At 62.6% G+C, this 19,527-nt stretch carries 15 protein-coding genes; 7 read left to right on the top strand and 8 right to left on the bottom strand.

Translation table 11 applies throughout. From position 1 onward, the window contains the following. Positions 1-2: 2 nt before the first annotated feature. The 6 genes from AC1Q5P_RS12190 to AC1Q5P_RS12165 form a co-directional block, all read right to left on the bottom strand. Complete coding sequence (locus AC1Q5P_RS12190; protein ID WP_492519067.1) at positions 3-3,170, bottom strand: CHAT domain-containing protein; 3,168 nt, start codon at positions 3,168-3,170, stop codon at positions 3-5. Positions 3,171-3,364: 194 nt separating this feature from the next. After that, complete coding sequence (locus AC1Q5P_RS12185) at positions 3,365-4,036, bottom strand: nitroreductase (protein ID WP_492519066.1); 672 nt, start codon at positions 4,034-4,036, stop codon at positions 3,365-3,367. Positions 4,037-4,045: 9 nt separating this feature from the next. Further along, the gene (locus AC1Q5P_RS12180) at positions 4,046-4,717 is read right to left on the bottom strand and encodes a nitroreductase (RefSeq protein WP_322788218.1); all 672 of its coding nucleotides are present in this window, start codon (positions 4,715-4,717) and stop codon (positions 4,046-4,048) included. 43 nt (positions 4,718-4,760) lie between these two features. Then, on the bottom strand, positions 4,761-6,575 hold the full coding sequence (gene cobT / locus AC1Q5P_RS12175; RefSeq protein ID WP_193828021.1) for a cobaltochelatase subunit CobT: 1,815 nt from the start codon (positions 6,573-6,575) through the stop codon (positions 4,761-4,763). 27 nt (positions 6,576-6,602) lie between these two features. After that, on the bottom strand, positions 6,603-7,256 hold the full coding sequence (gene fsa, locus AC1Q5P_RS12170; RefSeq protein WP_492519065.1) for a fructose-6-phosphate aldolase: 654 nt from the start codon (positions 7,254-7,256) through the stop codon (positions 6,603-6,605). Positions 7,257-7,350: 94 nt separating this feature from the next. Further along, on the bottom strand, positions 7,351-8,034 hold the full coding sequence (locus tag AC1Q5P_RS12165) for a DUF4197 domain-containing protein (RefSeq protein WP_039335044.1): 684 nt from the start codon (positions 8,032-8,034) through the stop codon (positions 7,351-7,353). A gap of 70 nt (positions 8,035-8,104) precedes the next feature. Here AC1Q5P_RS12165 and AC1Q5P_RS12160 point away from each other — a divergent pair, with 70 nt between their 5' ends. From AC1Q5P_RS12160 to AC1Q5P_RS12145, 4 genes are all read left to right on the top strand, one after another. Beyond that, a complete protein-coding gene (locus AC1Q5P_RS12160; protein ID WP_492519064.1) occupies positions 8,105-10,270 on the top strand; it encodes a primosomal protein N' in 2,166 nt (721 codons plus the stop codon). A 64-nt stretch (positions 10,271-10,334) separates the two neighbouring features. Next, complete coding sequence (locus tag AC1Q5P_RS12155; RefSeq protein ID WP_039335049.1) at positions 10,335-11,873, top strand: cryptochrome/photolyase family protein; 1,539 nt, start codon at positions 10,335-10,337, stop codon at positions 11,871-11,873. A 117-nt stretch (positions 11,874-11,990) separates the two neighbouring features. Further along, the gene (locus AC1Q5P_RS12150; RefSeq protein WP_492519063.1) at positions 11,991-13,064 is read left to right on the top strand and encodes a hypothetical protein; all 1,074 of its coding nucleotides are present in this window, start codon (positions 11,991-11,993) and stop codon (positions 13,062-13,064) included. A gap of 14 nt (positions 13,065-13,078) precedes the next feature. Continuing rightward, a complete protein-coding gene (locus AC1Q5P_RS12145; RefSeq protein WP_492519062.1) occupies positions 13,079-13,201 on the top strand; it encodes a hypothetical protein in 123 nt (40 codons plus the stop codon). 351 nt (positions 13,202-13,552) lie between these two features. Here AC1Q5P_RS12145 and AC1Q5P_RS12140 read toward each other — a convergent pair whose 3' ends face one another. Next, on the bottom strand, positions 13,553-14,425 hold the full coding sequence (locus AC1Q5P_RS12140) for a CPBP family intramembrane glutamic endopeptidase (RefSeq protein ID WP_492519061.1): 873 nt from the start codon (positions 14,423-14,425) through the stop codon (positions 13,553-13,555). Further along, complete coding sequence (ada, locus tag AC1Q5P_RS12135; RefSeq protein ID WP_492519072.1) at positions 14,418-15,473, bottom strand: bifunctional DNA-binding transcriptional regulator/O6-methylguanine-DNA methyltransferase Ada; 1,056 nt, start codon at positions 15,471-15,473, stop codon at positions 14,418-14,420. Before ada ends, AC1Q5P_RS12140 begins: the two co-directional genes overlap by 8 nt. 152 nt (positions 15,474-15,625) lie before the next feature. On the opposite strand from ada, the gene AC1Q5P_RS12130 reads away from it, so the two are divergent. The 3 genes from AC1Q5P_RS12130 to atpA all read left to right on the top strand — a co-directional run bounded on the left by AC1Q5P_RS12130 (position 15,626) and on the right by atpA (position 19,476). Continuing rightward, positions 15,626-17,182 (top strand): S1 family peptidase, encoded by a 1,557-nt coding sequence (locus AC1Q5P_RS12130; RefSeq protein WP_230487812.1) that lies wholly within the window; start codon positions 15,626-15,628, stop codon positions 17,180-17,182. A 178-nt stretch (positions 17,183-17,360) separates the two neighbouring features. Beyond that, complete coding sequence (locus tag AC1Q5P_RS12125) at positions 17,361-17,915, top strand: F0F1 ATP synthase subunit delta (RefSeq protein WP_039335249.1); 555 nt, start codon at positions 17,361-17,363, stop codon at positions 17,913-17,915. A gap of 31 nt (positions 17,916-17,946) precedes the next feature. After that, positions 17,947-19,476, top strand: coding sequence for a F0F1 ATP synthase subunit alpha (gene atpA / locus AC1Q5P_RS12120; RefSeq protein ID WP_039335058.1), 1,530 nt, complete (start codon positions 17,947-17,949; stop codon positions 19,474-19,476). The last annotated feature ends 51 nt before the right edge of the window (positions 19,477-19,527 follow it).

The raw sequence follows: 19,527 nt of genomic DNA, 5'->3' as shown, positions 1-19,527 counted from the left end.
CGTTAAATTCCCTCCGTTATCATTGAGGGCGCGCCCGCTTTGCCCTCCACAGATGCAGCCATCCGCGCGCCTTGCGATACGAGCGGCCTCGCTCCGTCTCCGATAACTGCAAAGCCGGCCCAATAATAAGGGTGAGATGTATCGACATCGGACATGAGCCCCTGCTGCGCCTTGAGCAAAGCCTCTCCGGACGGCGTGCCGGGAGCAGCTGCGAACAGTCCGTTGATCAGTCGCGCCGTGGCATCGAAGTCGTCCGGCGCCGGCCAATGGCTGGCAAGTACGGATCGACTCCCGGCACCGATGAACGCACGGACCAGACCTTCCAGCGCTGACCCGCCACCTGTGGCAAGGCCAGTCTCGCGCGTGGCGATCACGTCCGCTTCACCTGCCGTATCGCAGGCGGAAAGGATGACCATGTCGGCATCGAGCTTCAGATCGAATATCTCGGCAAAGCTGAGCAGGCCGTCCGAACCCTGCGCGCCGAACGACGTGACAAGCGCTGGCCGTGCCGCGCATGACGGCTGCGGCGGCGTGACGAGGCCATGCGTCGCGAAATGGAGGATCCGGAAATTGTCGAGGTCGCCCCGCGATTTGATCGCAGTGTCCGAAAAGGCCGGACCGACCATCAGATCAGTCCCCTGGCCTGATAGCAGCATCCGGGCCTTGAGAAGCTCGGCCTCGGAGATGGGCCTGCTCCACGTCGTCAGCGGCCAATCGCAATCGTTGCCTGCCGCCCCATCGCTTCCCCGCACCCTCGGACCAACTTGCCCGCTTGATTGTACAACCGCAGCATTGCGGCCCATGCCGAGATAGGCTTCGTGCGCCTTGGAGGCAGGCTGCTTCCGGGCATCCATGAAGGACCGTGCCGAAACGGCAGTGGAGACGAGCTTGTCCTTTGCCAGCCATTGCACCGCTCGCAGATCGAACGGATCGCCCGCCGGGCTTTCGGCCTGCTGAAGATAGTCCTGCGCCGAACCCTCGTCGGCAATCAGGACATTGACCGGCAATTTCAGCATCGCCCCGTCTGGTTCAAAGATCAGATGCCTGGCTGCCTGCAAATCCGATGCGACAGGACCAAACAATGCCTTGTAGACGGCTACCGCCTCTTTTGCCGCAAAAGTCCCGGTCACATACTGCTTGCCATCGAAGCGCGAGATCGAGTCACGGATCGCCTTTACCGATGCTTCCAGTTCCGCCGAAGTGATTGGCGCCCGATAACCAACGGCCTTGTCCTTGTTCGCGAAGAACACGAACACATCCGGACCAAGGACGGCCATCTTGGCATAGGCCTCGTTCGGCGCAAGGCCTTCCTGAAGCTCCTTCTGTCCAATTACCCGCTGCGTCACAACGCGGTAGCGCGCATAGTTGGCAAGTTCGATGACGGTTGCCTGTTCCTGCGCTTCGAGTTCGTTGACCCGTTTTGCGGCATCCGCAATCTCGTCACTCCGGGCTGATGCATCATCCAGTCGCTGCAAGGCCGCATAAGTCATGCGGGCGCGCTCAACGGCGCGCGTCAGGCTGTTGGATTGCCGGAACAGCCGGGCTGCTTCGTCGCTGCCTCCTGACAGTTCGCGCGATAGCACGGCCTGTGTTTCGGCAACGCCTGGACGCACCAGCACTTGTGACGCCTGGAAGAAGGCATCGCTCGTTGCCGCGTCGCCGCTCATCCTCGCTGCCAGCAGATCAAAATAGGGGGACATCTGCCGTGAAAGGCCGGAAAGACCATTCTCGCGCTCGACAGAACGGGCCACGACCTGACGGTATAACGGCTCTGCTTCGGCCGGGCGGCCATGACGCATCAGGTAGGCTGCCAGCCTCGCCTGGGCCGCTGCCATGCTGCGGGTTTCCGGGTATTGTACGCTAACGATCTCTAGCGCAGAGCGCAGCAGCGCTTCTGCGTCAGAAATGCGCCCCTCGTCTTCGGCGATCGTTGCCAGCTCGTTCAGAACTTGCGCGCGCATCCGCACGATCGAGACGACGCGGCCGTTGCGCACCGCCAAGGCCCGAGCCTGCGCCTGTTCCAACGCGGCGCGAGCCTCGACCTTGCGCCCCACAAGACGCAGCGCCGTTCCGCGCAACTGGAGGCTTTGTGCATCCAGAATTGTGGCTCGTTCGTCATCTGTCAGCCGCAGATCATCGACCAATCCCATGGCGTTGGCCGTCAGATCCGAGGCGTTGATCCGTCGCGAAACCGAAGGCGTAAGTTCCATGGTGGCGCGCAGGCTGTCCGCGCCCATGGCGCTCGTCTGCCGCAGGGGCTGGCCCAGCCGGTCCAACGCCTGAGCATACCTTTCCTGATTGAGCAGGTGAATGGCTTCGTAATTGCGACGCAACCGTTCCACCACGCCGCTACCGGCGGGCATTGCAGCGGCTTCGGAAAACAGGCGGTCTGCCTCGGCAAACTGGCCAAGGTTGGAGCGTTGCAGGCCAGCGTTTACAAGGAACTCGACGCGATCCATCGGAACATCGCCTGTCGAAGCCTGCCGCTGGTCCAATGTCTCGAAGTATGCCGCGGCCTCGGCGTAATCGCCAGAATTGTTGCGACGATAACCTTCTGCCAGCGCTGTTGCTGGATCAAGCGTTAGGGCCTGTATCCGGGCATAAGCTTCGGTGTCGTTGATGGAAGTCGTGGCAATCTCGATCGGCTCGTCCAAAATACGATCCGCATAGATCGACCGCAGAGCCAGATCGAGCGCACCGTGATAGGCGGAGAAGCCTTCCACCACGAATGTCGTGTTGCCTCTGGCCACGCTCACCACTTCGTAGGCCAGATCAGGGTCTTTCCACCGGCAATCCGTCCGCATGCGCCCAGCAACGGACGCGCGGCTGGCGTCTAGGCAGGTGACCTTCTGGCGACGCCGATCTGCCAGACGGGCAAGTTCATCGTCCTGGCCATGCCGCAGGGCAAATACATATCCAACCGGCAGGGCGGAATCCCGGCAGACGATGGCCCATGTCCTGTCCAGGGGCGATCGGTTGGCCTGATCCGTCGTGCGCGACTGGACCTGGCAAAGTGCCTTGCTGCCGCCCGATCCGAGAGGGAAACTGTCGCGCAGGAGCAGCGATTCCTCAGCTGCCACCGCGTGGCCAACCGAAGGGCCGCACACCACTGCAAGCGCAGCAACGCCCGTTGCCAGTCTGATTCCGAAGCTCGCCAATCGGTTACGCATCGCCTGCTCCCTTAGCCCGGCCTTCACGATCCACGCGAAGACCAAGACCACTGCATCGAATTACTGCGTATCCCGAAGACTCTTGTGCCCTTTGCCACAGCATAGGCGCGTCGATGCGGCAATGCCAAGTGATACACCGGCAATGTATGACGAAATGTCGCGGTCAGGGTGTGACAAAATGTCGCGGTCAGGCGTCAGAAGCCCTCGAAAGTCACTGCCTCTTCCAGCGCCGCGCGAGGTACCTCAAACCGGTTTATGGCTGCGTCCTGATCGCTATAGCCGATCGCCAGCCCACAGAAGAACACATGATCCTTGGGGATGGCGACGCATTCCCGGACTTGCTTCTGATAAACAGCCCAGGCCTCCTGCGCGCAGGAATCAAGCCCTTCCTCACGCAACAGAAGCATGACCGTCTGCAGCCACATGCCGATATCCGACCACTGCGGCGGCCCCATGTAGCGCGGCGTGTGGACCAGCATCAGCACTGGCGCACCGAAGGCCCGGAAGTTGCGCATGAACTGGGCCAGGCGACCGCGCTTGTTGTCCCGTTCGATGCCAAGCGCAGCGTACATCGCTTCGCCCACACCAAATCGCCGCGCTTCGTAAGCACCCTCAAGATCGGGCGGATAGATGGCGTATTCGGGCGCGTGAGCATTGCGCCCCATTGGTATTACGGCTCCTACGGTTCTGACCAGCCGGTCGAGCGGCTCACCCGAAATGACGTGGGCGTTCCAAGGTTGGACATTGCCACCCGAAGGAGCTCTTTGCGCCTTCGTGAGGACACGCTGAAGGATGTCGAAAGGTACGGGGTCCGAGCGAAAAAGACGCACCGATCGCCGCGTCAGCACTGCCTCGGTTACGTCCATCGAACCGCTTCAGAAACCGAGGAATCGCACGTTTCCGTCGATCGGCTCGCGCTGGCGACTGAAGCCGTTCACGGGATTGCCATCATCACGGTATCCAATCGCAATGCCGCAGAAGAAGATGTGGGTCTCATCAGAAACGCCAATGAACTCCTTGATAAGCTTGGCATACATCGAGAGGAACTCCTGGGGGCAGGAATCAAGCCCCTCTTCGCGCAGAAGCAGCATGAACGTCTGCAGCCACATCCCGACGTCCGACCACTGCGGGGGGCCCATGCGACGATCGAAATAGCAGAGCAGCACCGCCGGGGCGCCGAAAGACGTGGCATTGTTGCGAACGAAGTCGGCCCTTGCATCCGCATCGGCTCGTCCCACGCCCATCGCCTGATACATGGCGGCTCCGACCGCATGGAGGCGAGCCTTGCATTCGGGAATGACCTCGGGATCAGACCACGAATATTCGATCGGATCCTGCATCGGTGACGAAAGCATCTTCGCCTGCAACTCGGCCAGGGGAGCGCCGGTCACAATGGTCGCTTCCCAAGGTTGAAAGTTACAGCCAGACGGCGCCCACCTTGCCTTGTCCAATACGCGACGCAAGGTCTCGAGCGGCACAGGGTCAGGCTTGAAAGCCCGGATGGAACGACGGGAAAGTACGGCTTCGCTGACGGTCATCGTGCTCATGCCGGATTAACTGCCCGGTTAAACCGACATCGTCAAGCGGGACCTACTCGTCCTCGAACAGATCTGCCAACTGTTCGATAATCGTGCCGCCCAATTGTTCAGCATCCATGATCGTCACTGCGCGGCGGTAATATCGGGTCACATCGTGACCGATGCCGATCGCGACAAGCTGGACCGGCGATTGCTTCTCGATCCAGTCGATCACCTTGCGAAGGTGCTGTTCCAGGTATCCCGCGTTGTTGACGGACAAAGTGGAGTCATCAACCGGAGCGCCATCGGAAATGACCATGAGGATGCGGCGGTCCTCGGGCCGGGCCAGCAGCCGGGTATGCGCCCACAGCAGCGCTTCGCCGTCGATGTTTTCCTTGAGCAGACCCTCGCGCATCATCAGGCCGAGATTCTTTCTCGCACGGCGCCAAGGCTCGTCGGCCTTCTTGTAAACGATGTGGCGCAAGTCGTTGAGACGGCCCGGCTGCGAAGGCTTGCCACCGGCCAGCCATGCCTCGCGGCTTTGCCCCCCCTTCCACGCGCGGGTGGTGAAGCCGAGCACTTCTGTCTTGACCCCGCAACGCTCAAGCGTGCGCGCAAGAATGTCGGCGCTGATCGCTGCGATCGAGATGGGGCGCCCGCGCATCGATCCGGAATTGTCGATCAGTAACGTGACGATGGTGTCCTTGAACTCGACATCGCGCTCGATCTTGTAGGACAGCGAATGACCCGGCGAGATCACCACGCGGGCAAGCCGAGCCGCGTCCAGCAGGCCCTCTTCCTGGTCGAAGTCCCAAGACCGGTTCTGCTGCGCCATCAGGCGACGCTGCAGCCGGTTGGCGAGGCGGGTGACCACGCCCTGCAGCCCCTTGAGCTGGGTATCGAGGTAGGCGCGCAGCCGCGTCAGTTCTTCCTCGTCGCACAGGTCAGTAGCCGAAACGACCTCGTCGAACTGCGTGGTGTAGCTCTTGTAGTCGAAGTTCTCGGGCAGGTCGGTCCAGGGACGGTTCGGGCGCGTCGGCAGCATGCCCTCCTCGCCCTCGTCGGCCATGTCCGAATCGGCCGCATCGTCGTCCTGTTCGATTTCCTGCTCGGACTCCGAATCCTCGTCGCCCTCGCTGGTGTCGCCAGCCACTTCGGACGGTTGCTGCTCCTGATCGTCGGAGTTCGAGGGCTCTTCCTCGCCCTCGTCTTCCTGCTCCTCGCCCTCGTCGTCCTGCGTGTCCTCATCCTGTTCGGACGCGGACTGCGTCAGGTCGAGATGCTGCAGCATGTCCAATGCGAGCTGCTGAAACGCCCGCTGGTTGTCGAGCGAAAGGGCAAGGCCTTCGATGTCCTGGCCAACCTTGCTCTCGATCCAGCTGCGCACCATCGCCATGCCGGTATCGGTCGACGCCGGGGATTCCTGTCCCGTCAGCTTCTCGCGCAGGAGCAGCGCAAGCGCGGTTGGCAGCGGCACGTCCTCGGGCTTTGCGGCGCGACTGATCGGGTCGGAGGCCATGCGCATGGCGAGGGCCGCACCGAGGTTGCCGCGCATGCCGGCATAGGCGTTCGCGCCAAGCGCCTCGTAGCGGACCTGCTCCACCGCATCATAGCAAGCGCGCGCCAGTGCCTCGGTCGGCGCATTGCGGCCGTGCATGGCAGCGTTGTGATGGCGCAGCCGCAGCGCCATCGAATCCGCATGACCGCGGGCTTCTGCTACCTGCTCTGCCGGGAGCGAACGCCCTGGCATTGGCACGCGCATGGACTGCCCGGACTGCACCGGCGCATCCGCCGTCCACGCCACCTCGACCTCGGGATCGAGCGAGATCGCCCGCGCAGTGCCGGTCAGCACCGAACGGAAACGGTCGAGGGGAGTTTCGTCAGCCAATGCGCAAATGCCCGTGATTCAGAACGTTCAGCCGATCTTCTGGCCGGTCTTCGCCCAGTCCGCAAGGAAGCCTTCGATACCCTTGTCCGTAAGGACATGTTTGAACAGGCCCTTGATCACGGCCGGGGGCGCAGTGATCACGTCGGCACCGATGCGTGCGCTCTCCAGCACGTGAACGCCATGGCGGATCGAAGCGACGAGGATTTCGGTCTCGAACGCATAGTTATCGTAGATCAGGCGAATGTCGCGGATCAGGTCCATGCCATCGAAGCCGTTGTCGTCATGACGGCCGACAAACGGCGAGATGAAGGTCGCGCCGGCTTTGGCCGCAAGCAGCGCCTGATTGGCCGAGAAGCAGAGCGTGACATTGACCTTCGTGCCGTCGCTGGTCAGCGCCTTGCAGGTCTTGAGACCGTCAATCGTCAGGGGGACCTTGATGCAGACGTTGTCGGCGATCTTGCGCAGGATCTCGGCCTCGCGCATCATGCCTTCGTGGTCCAGCGCCACGACTTCGGCCGACACCGGACCATCTACCAGACCGCAGATCTCACGGGTGACTTCAATGAAGTCCTTGCCCGCCTTGGCAATCAGGGTCGGGTTGGTGGTCACGCCATCAAGCAGGCCAGTGGCAGCAAGGTCGGCAATTTCAGTGGTATCGGCAGTGTCGACGAAGAACTTCATGGGACGAGGCCTTCCAGCAGGGAGAAGTGATTCCCCCGTGCCTATAGGGAAAGCCTCGGCCAATGTCAGTGCCCGAGCATGCGAATTTGTCAGACTATTTCAGGCCAAAAGCGGCCATCAGCACCGGATCGTTGGTCGAACGAGGGTCAGAACGGATGGCGGCCTCTTCCCGGCCGATTGCGCGGAAGATTGCATTGTCCGCCTCATAGGCCAGCGAATTGGCAATGCCGCCAACGTCAACACCTGTCAGCGCGCCAAGGACCTGCCCCAGCAGCGGGTCCCGGCTCACCCGGATCGCATCGCCGAACTCCGGCACCATGATCTCGACAAGGCTCGTGCCCATCTCCTGGTGCAGGAACGACGTCGCCCCCATCGGATCTGAACCGCGCAGCAGCGCGAGTGCATTGCGAATGCCGATAGTGCGCACCGCGTCTGTCACCGCAGGCGCTGCGCGTTCCGCCGCGTCATAGGCCATGTCGTTGAACGCCCGCTGCAGCCGGTCCCTGACGATCGGTCCGGTCAGGATCCGCTCGAGCACGCCGCCGCGGTTTCCGATAGCCTGGGGCAGGGCAAGCCGGGTTACCTGATCGTCCCAGAACCCGCCCGGCGCCAGCAAGCGCGCAAAGGCCCTATCGGTCGACAGGAACAGCAGCCGACGCACGGCCTCTTCCAGCGAGAACTGCGGATAGCTCGCACAGCCGGAAACGGCGAGCACGGCAGCTGACGTCATGCCGCCAAGCAGGACCCGGCGGTTCAGGATGGTGGAAGCCTGCGACACGTTTTTCTCCTCAATTCCTTTGCGCCCGGGCTTTGCCCGTTGCGATGCAGCCCCATATAGACCGGCGAACATGAACCGCGTCCGATGCCTTGTCTTCAACTCCGCGCTCGGCCCGCTCGACTATCGCGTGCCCGCCGGGATGGACGTGGAACCTGGCAGCGTCGTGATCGCACCGCTGGGGCCGCGGCAGATCATCGGCGTGGTCTGGGAAGCGGAACGGCTGCCGGGAACTGAAGTTCCGGATGCCAAACTCCGCCCATTGCTTCAGGTTCTCCCTGTCCCTCCCCTGCCCGCACCATTGCGGCGCCTGATCGAGTGGACTGCCGACTATTACGTCGCGCCGCTTGCGGCAGTGGCGCGCATGGCGCTGTCAAGCACGGCCGCACTGCAAGGCGGCGGCACCGTCACCGAATATCGCCTGACCGGCCGCGAGCCGGATCGAATGACGCCCCAGCGTCTCATCGCTCTGGACCTGTTGCAGGACCAGCAGGCAACGATCCGCGAACTGTCGGAAATCGCCGGGGTCTCCGACGGCGTGCTGCGCGGAATGGTCAATGCCGGGCTGCTTGAACCGGTGGTGGTCGATTCGGACCGGCCCTATCCTCCCGCGGATGCTGGTTTCGCCGCGCCCGACCTGTCGGATGAGCAATCGGAAGTTGCCGCCCGCTTTGTCGAGGCGGTCAATGCACATGCCTTCCACCCGTTTCTGCTCGACGGCGTGACCGGCTCCGGCAAGACGGAAACCTATTTCGAAGCGGTGGCAGCCGCGATTGAGCAAGGGCGGCAAGTCCTCGTGCTCCTTCCGGAAATCGCGCTCACAGAAACCTTCCTCAAGCGCTTCGAAGCGCGCTTTGGGGTACCGCCGGTCACGTGGCATTCCTCGCTGAAATCGTCCGAACGGCGGCGCGCGTGGCGGGCTGTGGCAGCAGGAACGGCGCAAGTGGTGGTCGGTGCACGCAGCGCACTGTTCCTGCCCTTCGCCCGCCTCGGCCTCATCGTCGTCGACGAAGCGCACGAGATCTCGTTCAAGCAGGACGACGGGGTGCGCTACAACGCCCGCGACGTCGCAGTCATGCGCGCTCATTTCGAGAAAGTGCCAGTCATCCTCGCCAGCGCCACGCCGGCGCTGGAAAGTCTGCAGATGGCCGAAGCCGGGCGTTACGAGCGGGTGGTCCTGCCCGCACGCTTTGGCGGGGCGACGATGCCAGACATCCAGATTGTCGACCTGCGCGAGCAACAGCCCGAGCGCGGACACTGGATCGCGCCGCCATTGGTCGAGGCACTGAAGGATCGGCTCGCCAAGGGCGAGCAGTCACTGCTTTTCCTGAACCGGCGCGGCTATGCTCCGCTTACCCTGTGCCGGACCTGCGGCTATCGGTTCCAGTGCCCCAACTGCTCGGCCTGGCTGGTCGAGCACCGCCTCTCGCGCCGCCTCGCCTGTCACCATTGTGGACACGAGATCCCGCCGCCCGATGCCTGCCCCGAATGCAGCGAGCCCGATTGCCTTGTCGCCTGCGGCCCCGGGGTTGAACGCATTGCAGACGAGGTTGCGGCGATCCTGCCCGAAGCCCGCGTCGCGCTGGTCACTTCCGACACGCTGACCAGCCCCGCGAAGGCTGCAGAGTTCGTCGAGATGGCAAGCAACAAGGCGATCGACGTGATCGTCGGCACCCAGCTTGTCACCAAGGGCTACCACTTTCCGGAACTCACGCTGGTCGGCGTGATCGATGCCGACATGGGCCTCGAGGGCGGCGATCTTCGCGCAGCCGAACGCACCTATCAGCAAGTGGCGCAAGTCGCAGGCCGCGCCGGCCGTGGTGAAAAGCCCGGCGAGGTGCTGATCCAGACCCGGCACCCCGAAGCGCCGGTTATCGAGGCCCTGGCCAGCGGCGACCGTGACGCCTTCTACGCCGCCGAAGCCGAAGCCCGGCGCGATGCCGGAGCGCCACCCTTCGGACGTTGGGCCGCGATCATCGTTTCAAGCGAGGACGAAGCCGAAGCGCGCGACGCTGCTCGCGGGATTGGAGGTTCGGCGCCGCGACTGGACGACGTGCTGATTCTCGGGCCTGCCCCGGCGCCGCTGTCGCTCCTGCGCGGCCGCTATCGCTACCGCCTGCTGATCAACGCACGCCGCTCCACCGAACTGCAGCGCGTAATCCGCGACTGGCTCGATCCCCTGCGCTTCCCGCCGGGCGTCCGTGTCGCCGTGGATATCGATCCCTACAGCTTTGTCTGACGCTTAGGGGGCCTGACCCTTAGAGGCAGGTTGAACCAAAACGTCACTCGGCCATTCCGCAAGGATGACCGGCCCCGTCCTCGTTCCGATCCTTGGCGACCAGCTTTCGCCTGACATCTCCAGCCTGGCTGATCGCAAGCCGGACGACACCGTGATCCTAATGATGGAAGTGGCCGAGGAGACCACCTACGTCCTCCATCACAAGGCCAAGATCGCGCTGATCCTCTCGGCCATGCGCCACTTCGCCAAGGAATTGTGCGAGGCTGGCTGGACGGTCGACTACGTTCGCCTTGATGACCCGGAAAACACCGGCAGCTTCACCGGCGAAGTTGCCCGCGCCATAGCTCGCCATGACGTACGCGGCGTGCAGGTGACCGAGCCAGGGGAATGGCGGGTGCGGCAGGCAATGGAGCAGTGGCGCACTGACCTCCCGGTCCGCGTCCGCATTTTGCCCGATACCCGCTTCATCTGCCCCCTGCCCGACTTCTTCGAATGGGCGGCAGGCCGCCGCGAGTTGCGCATGGAATGGTTCTACCGTGAAATGCGCCGCAAGACCGGGCTTCTCATGGACGGTGACAAGCCAATGGGAGGTCGCTGGAATTTCGACGCGGAAAACCGGAGAGGACCCGAGAAGAGCCTCGCGCCGCCAGTTCTCCCCGCGTTCAAGCCGGACGAGGTGACGCACGAGGTTCTCCAAATGGTCGCCGAACGATTTGACAGGCACTTCGGCTCGCTCGGCAACTTTGCCTGGCCGGTTTGCAGGGCCGAGGCGGAGCAGGCAAGAGACGCCTTCCTCAAGGACCGTCTGCCAATGTTCGGCAGGTATCAGGACGCAATGGTGACGGGGCAGGATTTCCTGTTTCACGCCGCACTGTCCCCCGCGATCAATATCGGCCTCCTGGATCCGCTCGACCTCTGTCGCCGTGCCGAGATGGAATGGCGCGAAGGCCGCGCACCACTGGAAGCCGTCGAAGGCTTCATCCGCCAGATCATCGGCTGGCGGGAATACATCCGCGGCATGTACTGGCTGGAAATGCCGGCGCTCGCCGAAGCCAACGGCCTTGATGCCCACCGTCCGCTACCCGACTTCTACTGGACGGGCGACACGCAGATGCACTGCATTGCCGAATGTGTCCGCACCACGCGGGACAATGCCTATGCCCATCACATCCAGCGGTTGATGGTGCTCGGCAATTTCGCTCTTCTTGCCGGCCTTGACCCTCGGGAAGTGGCGGAATGGTATCTGATCGTCTTTGCCGATGCCTATGAATGGGTCGAACTGCCCAACGTGGCAGGCATGATCCTTCATGCCGACAAGGGCCGTCTGGCGTCCAAACCCTACGCGGCCAGCGGCGCCTACATTGATCGCATGAGCGACTATTGCGGCAAATGCACTTACGACGTGAAGCAGAAGACCGGCCCCGGCGCCTGCCCGTTCAATGCACTCTACTGGCATTTCCTCGCGCGGAATGAAAATCACCTGTCGAGCTATCATCGGCTCGCCCAACCTTATGCCACGTGGCGAAGGATGGACGAAGACCGGCGTGACGAATACATTGCCAGTGCCGAGCTTTTCCTGAACAGCCTTTCCCAAAAGCCCTGAACTTCGGGCCGGAACCGATCCGCATACGGTCGTGCTTGCCGATAACGAAAGAATGAAGGACTGCTCTTGCGAACTTTTCCGGCAATGGGTGGTTGATCTGGCGTAAATATTTCTGGCTTGAAGATTTTCCTGCGGTCCATCGCATTTGGGACAAGCATCCTCGTCTCGGCAACTACTCCAGCTTCGGCAGAAAGCTGGTACAAGCTCGATTCCCGCCATTTCGTGCTGCACAGCGCGGGCAGCGTCGAACTCGCCACAAAGTTGTCGAATGATCTCGAACGATTCGATTTTCTGGTCCGGCAGATTTTCGGCATTCCCGATGATCCCAATGCCATGCCGCTGCCGATATATCTGCTGCCCAACAAGGCTGCAGTTGGCGCATTGTACAAGGTCCCGGAGGTAGCGGGGTTCTTCTCGCATGACATCGAAGGCCGCTTCATCGTCTCGCACCGCGAGGTTGCCATGTCCGAGCTCGAACTTGGCGCCCAGGCAACCTTGTTCCACGAATATGCCCATTTCCTGATGTTCCGAAACTCCCGCTTCGCCTATCCCTCCTTGTACGTGGAAGGCTTCGCGGAGTATCTTTCCACCGTCGAGTTTGACAGTCAGGGTCGCTTCGATCTTGGTCGTCCGGCCCGTCATAGAGCGTGGACCCTTGCGCGGGACGATATGCCCCTGACCGAGGTTCTGGCTGGCAAGCAGGGGCGCAATTCGGATCTATTCTACGGCGAGTCGGGGCTGCTGGTACACTTCCTCAGCACGAGCGAGGAGCGGAAGGGCCAGCTCGGCAATTATCTCTCGCTCGTGGCAGGTGGAACGCCGCCCGACGAAGCCGGCACCGCTGCATTTGGTGACCTCAAGAAGCTGGATCGCGAACTCGACAAGTACATGCGCGGAAGCATCAAGTTCTCGCGCTCCGCCACGCCCTTGCCGCAGCCTGCCGCCCCTGCCCTCGAACACTTGTCGCCAGTCGATTCGGCCATCGTTCCCCTGCACCTCATGCGCTTCATCGACAAGCGTGAGGAAGAGGCACTTGGCGAACTGCGCCAGATCGCGCTGGCAAATCCGCAGTCCGCCAATGCCGCTTACGAGTGGCAAGAGCAGCACAGGCGCTCGCGAACAACACCGAAGATACGGCTAAAGAAATCGCGTTGTGGAACGAGGCCGAGAAGTTCAACGAACTTGCCTTGAAACTGGCGCCGGGGATGGCGCGGGCGAACCTCCTGAAGGGCGAGATCGAGATGCACCGGCTCGGGAACGTGTCCATCAGGGCGCCCGAACGGTGGACTGCGGCCAGAAACTGGGTCAAGAAGGCCAGCGACGCATAACCTTACGATTCCTTCGCGTTCTGGACGCTGTTCCAGAGCTACAGTAGCGAGTCGGCGGATATACCCGGTTCTGCGCGCTACGCCTTGCGACGGGCGCTCGAACTCGCGCCGGAGGCGAACAGCATACGCGCAGCCTTTGCCTGGGACCAGGCGAACCAGGGGCGGTTCGATGACGCTATCGCCCATGCGCGCATCCTCGCCAACGATCCTCACGGCGGACAGTACGGTAAATCCCTCCTCGCCCGGATCGAGCGTTGGAAGTCAACCGGGCAACCAGAGAAACCTTGTACGGCAGAGGAAAACGCCTGCGAAAGTGAATGATGCCTCGGCACTGGCGAGGCGACCGCTCCGTCAGTGCCGCGCCCACATGGGTGGCCGTATGCCACCCTGACGGACGACGCGCAGGAGCAGGAACAACCCTGCGCCAGTCGCCACCAGCATGGCGATCACGCTTGCCTCCAGACCGAACGCACCGCCAGTCAGCCAGTCAGGCCCGTTGCGTGTTGTCGCCAGCAGGCCATTTGGCGTGGCGCCCCCTGAAACCGGCACGCTGAACACCCAGCCCTGGGTGAAATTCCACGCGGCATGAATGCCGATCGGGATCCACAGCCTTCGTTTCCAGAGGTATGCCGCGCCGAGCAGGATGCCTGCTTCCATGGCAATGGCGAAGGCGGCAAAGAAGGTCGCTCCCTCGTTTCCCAGATGTGCCGCCCCGAACAATGCCGCGGTAATGCCAAGTGCCGCCCAGGTGCCCAACAGCGCCTCGATGTGTCGCAGCAGGATGCCCCGGAACAGGATTTCCTCGAACGTGGCGGATGTCACCGCCATCGCAAGCATGGCCCACAAGGCCCCAATGCCGTTCACGCCTTCGACCGCAAACCCGCCCAGGACGGCGACGATCCCTGTCATGAGGCCGAACAGCGCGGCCCCGATGAAGAATCCAAGAGACACTTCCCGCCCGAACATGACCAGCGGCAGTTCATCGTTCCCGCGTCGCTCGATCCATCGCCGACAAGCGAAGTACGTCGTGATGGCCAGTGCCGCGGTGATCAGGGCGGCAAGAAAGTCCAGGAAGGTATCGTCCGGCACCACCCTCTTCAGCAACAGCGAAGCCAGCGATGCCACGAAGGCAACAAGCCCGAATTCGATGATGATCAGGACTGCGGGAAAACCGACGATCCGCCGCAACAAGCTTTGCCTTGCCGGTCCGGAAACATCATTCATGCTGGCTCCCCTTCTGGTGCCGTTCCTTGTCGAGCAACCGTTGCTTGATCTTGAGCCCGTAGGCGTAACCACCGAGAGAACCGTCCGACCGGATCACGCGATGACAGGGAATGAGCACCGCCACGTTGTTCGCCCCGTTTGCGGTGCCTGTTGCGCGCACCGCGCCCGGTTTGCCAACGGCTGCCGCGATCTCTGCGTAGGAGCGGGTCTCACCAGGCGGTATCTGTCGCAAGGCCTGCCACACAGCCTCCTGAAATGACGTTCCCTTCACGTCGATCGGAATATGAGAATGATCGCCCGGAGCCTCGACGGCCGCGATGACCTCCTCCAGCAGATTGGCGAAATCCGCCCCCCCTTCTTCCAGAGCGGCCTCGGGAAAGCGCCGCCGCAAAGCTTCGTCGCTCTCGTTGAACGCAAGACGGCAGATGCCTTTGTCGGTCGCAGCGACGAGCATGTTCCCAAGAGTTGTGGGAACGACTGCCCAGCGAATCCTCACTCCCCTCCCACCATTGACCCAGGCCGATGGCGTCATTCCCAACCGCTTCCCAGCAGCCGAATAAAACCGCGAAGGTCCCGAGAAACCGGCATCGTAGATTGCATCGGCAACCCTTTCCGTTCCTGAGAGCGCCTCGGCCATCCGGGCATTTTGCAACGCCCGCGCATAGGCTGTTGGCGACAGTCCCGTTGCCTTGGCAAATACGCGCTGGAAGTGAGTGGGCGAATACCCGCAGCGTTTCGCCAGATCGGCCAGACCCACCGGTTGGCCCGCCGACTTGATAGCCTCGATAGCCGTCAACACGGCGCGCTCGTCGCGCGATACATCATCGGGGGAGCAACGCAGGCAGGGCCTGAGACCTGCCCCACGTGCAGCCTCCCCATCTGGGAAGAAGCGCACGTTTTCGCGGCGGGGATGCCGTGCAGAGCAGGACGGTCGACAGTAAATCCCCGTGGTCAGCACACCTGTGACAAAATGGGCATCATAAGAGCGATCGCGTGCCAGCACCGCCGCCCACGCCTCGTCGTCGGCAATCTTCGATCCACTCGTCATAGGCTTTCGATAAAGCTCCGAACGATAGCTGCAAGCCCGCGTCGCCTTGTGCATGGTCACATCTCCTTCTTGTGCAAAGTTTCTGCCCGCGCTCCATGCCAAAAGCGTCCCGCACCTTGCGGTCAAAGCAATATGGCGCAAAAAGCGGGTACATGCGTGTTGCCAAACAGATAATTGCCCTCCTTGCAGCTCTTTTCGCATTGGTAGCGGCGCCTGTCGCCATGGCCGATCCGGCGGACATCAGCGCGGCAAGCCGCTCCGTGGTTCGCGTGGTGATCATTGAAAGCGACGGCGATCGCGCCCGGCTGATCACCCATGGCACGGGATTCGCCGTGACCCCGAACCTGATCGTCACCAATGCCCATGTCGTCGAGGAGCTGCGCGGAGACGACACTCTCATCGCCGGTGTCGTCCCCGCCGAGGGCCGCAACGGATATCCGGCCAAGCTGGTCGCCTATTCGCCCGGCAATGACCTTGCCCTGCTGCGCATCGAAGGTGGCGGCACCCTTACGCCAATCACGCTCTTTCCCGGTGCACCAACCGATGGTTCGGAGGTCTATGCCGTCGGCTATCCCGGCAACGTCGATCTGGCGCAAGGCTTGTCGATGGCCGATCTCGTCACGCCGCAGGAAGCGGTCAAGACACGCGGCTATCTGTCCGGGGGCCGCTCCTCGCGGTCATTCGATACCCTCTTGCACACGGCCCCGCTTGGATCGGGAAATTCGGGCGGCCCGCTGCTCGATTCCTGCGGCCGCGTAATCGGCGTCAACTCCTTCGGCACGGTCAGCGACAACAGCACCGATTCGTCCTTCTACTTCGCCATTTCGATGCGCGAGCTTTCGGCCTTCCTGCTCCGCGCCAAGGTGGACGTGCATAGCAGCGGCCTGCCCTGTCGCTCGATCGCCGATCTGGACCGCGCCGAAGCGCAACGCGCAGCCGGAGAACAGGCGCGCATGGCTGCCGAACGCGAAGCACGCGCGCAAGCCAGCCAGCAGCAGTTCGAAACTGCGCGGCGCGAGGCTGAAATGGCAGTGCTTTCCGAGCGTGACAACGGCATGGCCCTGGCCGCCCTGCTGCTCGTCGGCGCGCTCGGCGTTGGCGGTTGGGGCATGGTCCAGGCCTCACGGCGGCGCGGAAAATTTCAGCGCAAGCACGTCTTTGGTGCTGCGGCGCTGCTTGTGTCCGCTATCGCAGTATGGTTCCTGCGCCCGTCGCTCGCATCAATAGATAGCCGCGCACGGGAAAACCTCGAACAACCCCAGGCGTCTTCCAGCAGTTCGGCAGCGGCACTCGATCGCCCTGGCTCAGGACGCATGATCTGCGTGCTCGATCCCGAACGCAGCCGCGTCACCGTTTCCGATATCACCGATGTTCCGATCGAATGGACCGAAACTGGCTGCATGAACGGAAAGACGCAGTACGGCCTCGCCAACGATGGCTGGAGCCGAATCCTTGTGCCGAACGGCGAGGAAACGATCTCGGTGAATTCGTATGATCCACAATCCCGGACCTACACCGTGGAACGGTTTCTCGTGGGTCTGGATGCCATGACCGAGGCCCGCGCTGCACGCGCCAGGCTCAATGCGCCCGCATGCGGCGCCGGTGAAGAAGCCGCCCGCCAGTTCGGCCAGAACCAGCAGTCCATCAAGGCACTGCTTCCTCCCGAACCCAATGAGCGCATGCGCTACAACTGCCAGCCTCAGCCCTGAGACCTGTCGATCGGACGTCGATCGAGGAAATCACGATCATACCTATGCACAAGAAGCCAAGTCGCATCTTGTCATATGGGCCTGACGTTGCTAGGCGCGCCCCGTCTGCAGGCCACCCGGTGTTCATCGCCGGGTAATGGTCTGCCTCGGCTTATCCTGGATGAAGGAACTTCGGCGCGTGGAGATTTCCAGCGGCATTACGGCCAGCCTGTCAGGGCGTTACGCCTCGGCATTGTTCGATCTGGCCAATGAACAGAGCTTCGTTTCGGCGGTCGAAAGCGATCTCGAGAAGCTCGATGCTGCACTGCGCGAATCGGCTGACCTCAAGGGCCTGATCAGCAACCCGCAGCTTGGCCGCGATGCAGCCGGCCGCGCAATGGATTCGGTTGCCGGCCTGCTCGGTCTTGGCGACCTTACGAAGAAGTTCCTCGGCGTGCTCGCTTCGAACCGCCGCCTCTCGGCCCTGCCCGACGTGATCCGCGCCTTCGGCCAGATCGCTGCCGCCCATCGCGGCGAAGTCAGCGCCGAAGTCGCCAGCGCTCACCCGCTCGACGATGCACAGATCGCAGCCCTCACTGAAAAGCTGAAGGCCCGTACCGGCAAGTCGATCAAGCTCAAGACCAGCGTCGATCCCGAAATCCTTGGTGGCCTCGTCGTCAAGATCGGCAGCCAGATGATCGACAGCTCGATCCGCACCCGTCTCAATTCTCTCGCCCAGGCGATGAAGGCCTAACGGCCCGCACAGGTTCCAGGAAGGACAGAACATGGAAATCCGCGCCGCTGAAATCTCGAAGGTCATCAAGGACCAGATCGCCAGCTTCGGCACCGACGCCCAGGTCTCGGAAGTCGGGTCGGTTCTCTCGGTGGGTGACGGTATCGCCCGCATCCACGGTCTCGACAAGGTCCAGGCCGGCGAGATGGTCGAATTCGCCAATGGCGTTAAGGGCATGGCCCTGAACCTCGAAGCCGATAACGTCGGCGTCGTGATCTTCGGCTCGGACGCCGAAATCAAGGAAGGCGATGTCGTCAAGCGCACCGGCACCATCGTCGACGTTCCCGTCGGCAAGGGCCTGCTCGGCCGCGTAGTCGATGCTCTGGGCAACCCGATCGATGGCAAGGGCCCGATCGTCGACGCCACCCGCACCCGCGTCGAAGTCAAGGCTCCGGGCATCATCCCGCGCAAGTCGGTGCATGAACCCGTGCAGACCGGCCTCAAGGCGATTGACGCTCTCGTACCCGTCGGCCGTGGTCAGCGCGAATTGATCATCGGTGACCGTCAGACCGGCAAGACCGCCGTCGCGATCGACACCTTCATCAACCAGAAGGCCGTCAACGCCGGCACCGACGAAGGCAAGAAGCTCTACTGCATCTACGTCGCCGTGGGTCAGAAGCGCTCGACCGTCGCGCAGATCGTCCGCCAGCTCGAAGAGAACGGCGCGATGGAATACTCCATCGTCATCGCCGCCACCGCTTCGGAACCGGCTCCGCTCCAGTACCTCGCGCCCTACACCGGTGCGACCATGGGCGAATTCTTCCGCGACAACGGCATGCACGCCGTGATCGTGTACGACGACCTTTCCAAGCAGGCCGTTGCCTATCGGCAGATGTCGCTGCTGCTCCGTCGCCCGCCGGGCCGCGAAGCTTACCCCGGCGACGTGTTCTACCTCCACAGCCGCCTGCTCGAGCGCGCCGCGAAGATGAACGACGAGAACGGCGCTGGATCGCTCACCGCTCTGCCGATCATCGAAACCCAGGCGGGCGACGTGTCGGCCTATATCCCGACCAACGTGATCTCGATCACCGACGGCCAGATCTTCCTTGAAACCGGCCTGTTCTACCAGGGCATTCGTCCGGCCATCAACGTCGGTCTGTCGGTGTCGCGCGTCGGCTCGTCGGCACAGACCAAGGCGATGAAGAAGGTTGCCGGATCGATCAAGCTCGAGCTCGCCCAGTACCGCGAAATGGCGGCCTTCGCCCAGTTCGGTTCGGATCTGGATGCTTCGACCCAGAAGCTCCTCAACCGCGGTGCACGCCTGACCGAGCTGCTCAAGCAGCCGCAGTTCTCGCCGCTCGGCTTCGAAGAGCAGACTGCGGTGATCTTCGCCGGTACCCAGGGCTACCTCGACAGCGTGCCGGTGAACCGTGTCACCGAGTATGAAGCCGAACTGCTCAGCTTCCTGCGCACGCAGCACGCTGACCTGCTCGGCCTGATCCGCGACACCAAGGACCTTGGCGACGAAGCCAAGGGCAAGCTGGTCGCGGCGCTCGACGCTTTCGCCAAGCAGTTCGCCTAAGTCTTTGAAGTCAACGCCACCCCGTCCAGCGCGGCGGGGTGACGGATCAAG

Source organism: Novosphingobium sp. GW835-FHT14H07, from assembly GCF_058793515.1.
Note: the sequence above shows the minus strand (reverse complement) of the source record. Positions and strands in the feature narration are given on the sequence as shown.

Coding starts and splice junctions, on each gene's coding strand:
- AC1Q5P_RS12190 (WP_492519067.1), bottom strand. CDS start 3,170: ATGCGTAACCGATTGGCGAGCTTCGGAATCAGACTGGCAACGGGCGTT.
- AC1Q5P_RS12185 (WP_492519066.1), bottom strand. CDS start 4,036: ATGGACGTAACCGAGGCAGTGCTGACGCGGCGATCGGTGCGTCTTTTT.
- AC1Q5P_RS12180 (WP_322788218.1), bottom strand. CDS start 4,717: ATGAGCACGATGACCGTCAGCGAAGCCGTACTTTCCCGTCGTTCCATC.
- fsa (WP_492519065.1), bottom strand. CDS start 7,256: ATGAAGTTCTTCGTCGACACTGCCGATACCACTGAAATTGCCGACCTT.
- AC1Q5P_RS12160 (WP_492519064.1), top strand. CDS start 8,105: ATGAACCGCGTCCGATGCCTTGTCTTCAACTCCGCGCTCGGCCCGCTC.
- AC1Q5P_RS12155 (WP_039335049.1), top strand. CDS start 10,335: ATGACCGGCCCCGTCCTCGTTCCGATCCTTGGCGACCAGCTTTCGCCT.
- AC1Q5P_RS12145 (WP_492519062.1), top strand. CDS start 13,079: ATGGCGCGGGCGAACCTCCTGAAGGGCGAGATCGAGATGCACCGGCTC.
- AC1Q5P_RS12140 (WP_492519061.1), bottom strand. CDS start 14,425: ATGAATGATGTTTCCGGACCGGCAAGGCAAAGCTTGTTGCGGCGGATC.
- ada (WP_492519072.1), bottom strand. CDS start 15,473: ATGACGAGTGGATCGAAGATTGCCGACGACGAGGCGTGGGCGGCGGTG.
- AC1Q5P_RS12130 (WP_230487812.1), top strand. CDS start 15,626: ATGCGTGTTGCCAAACAGATAATTGCCCTCCTTGCAGCTCTTTTCGCA.
- atpA (WP_039335058.1), top strand. CDS start 17,947: ATGGAAATCCGCGCCGCTGAAATCTCGAAGGTCATCAAGGACCAGATC.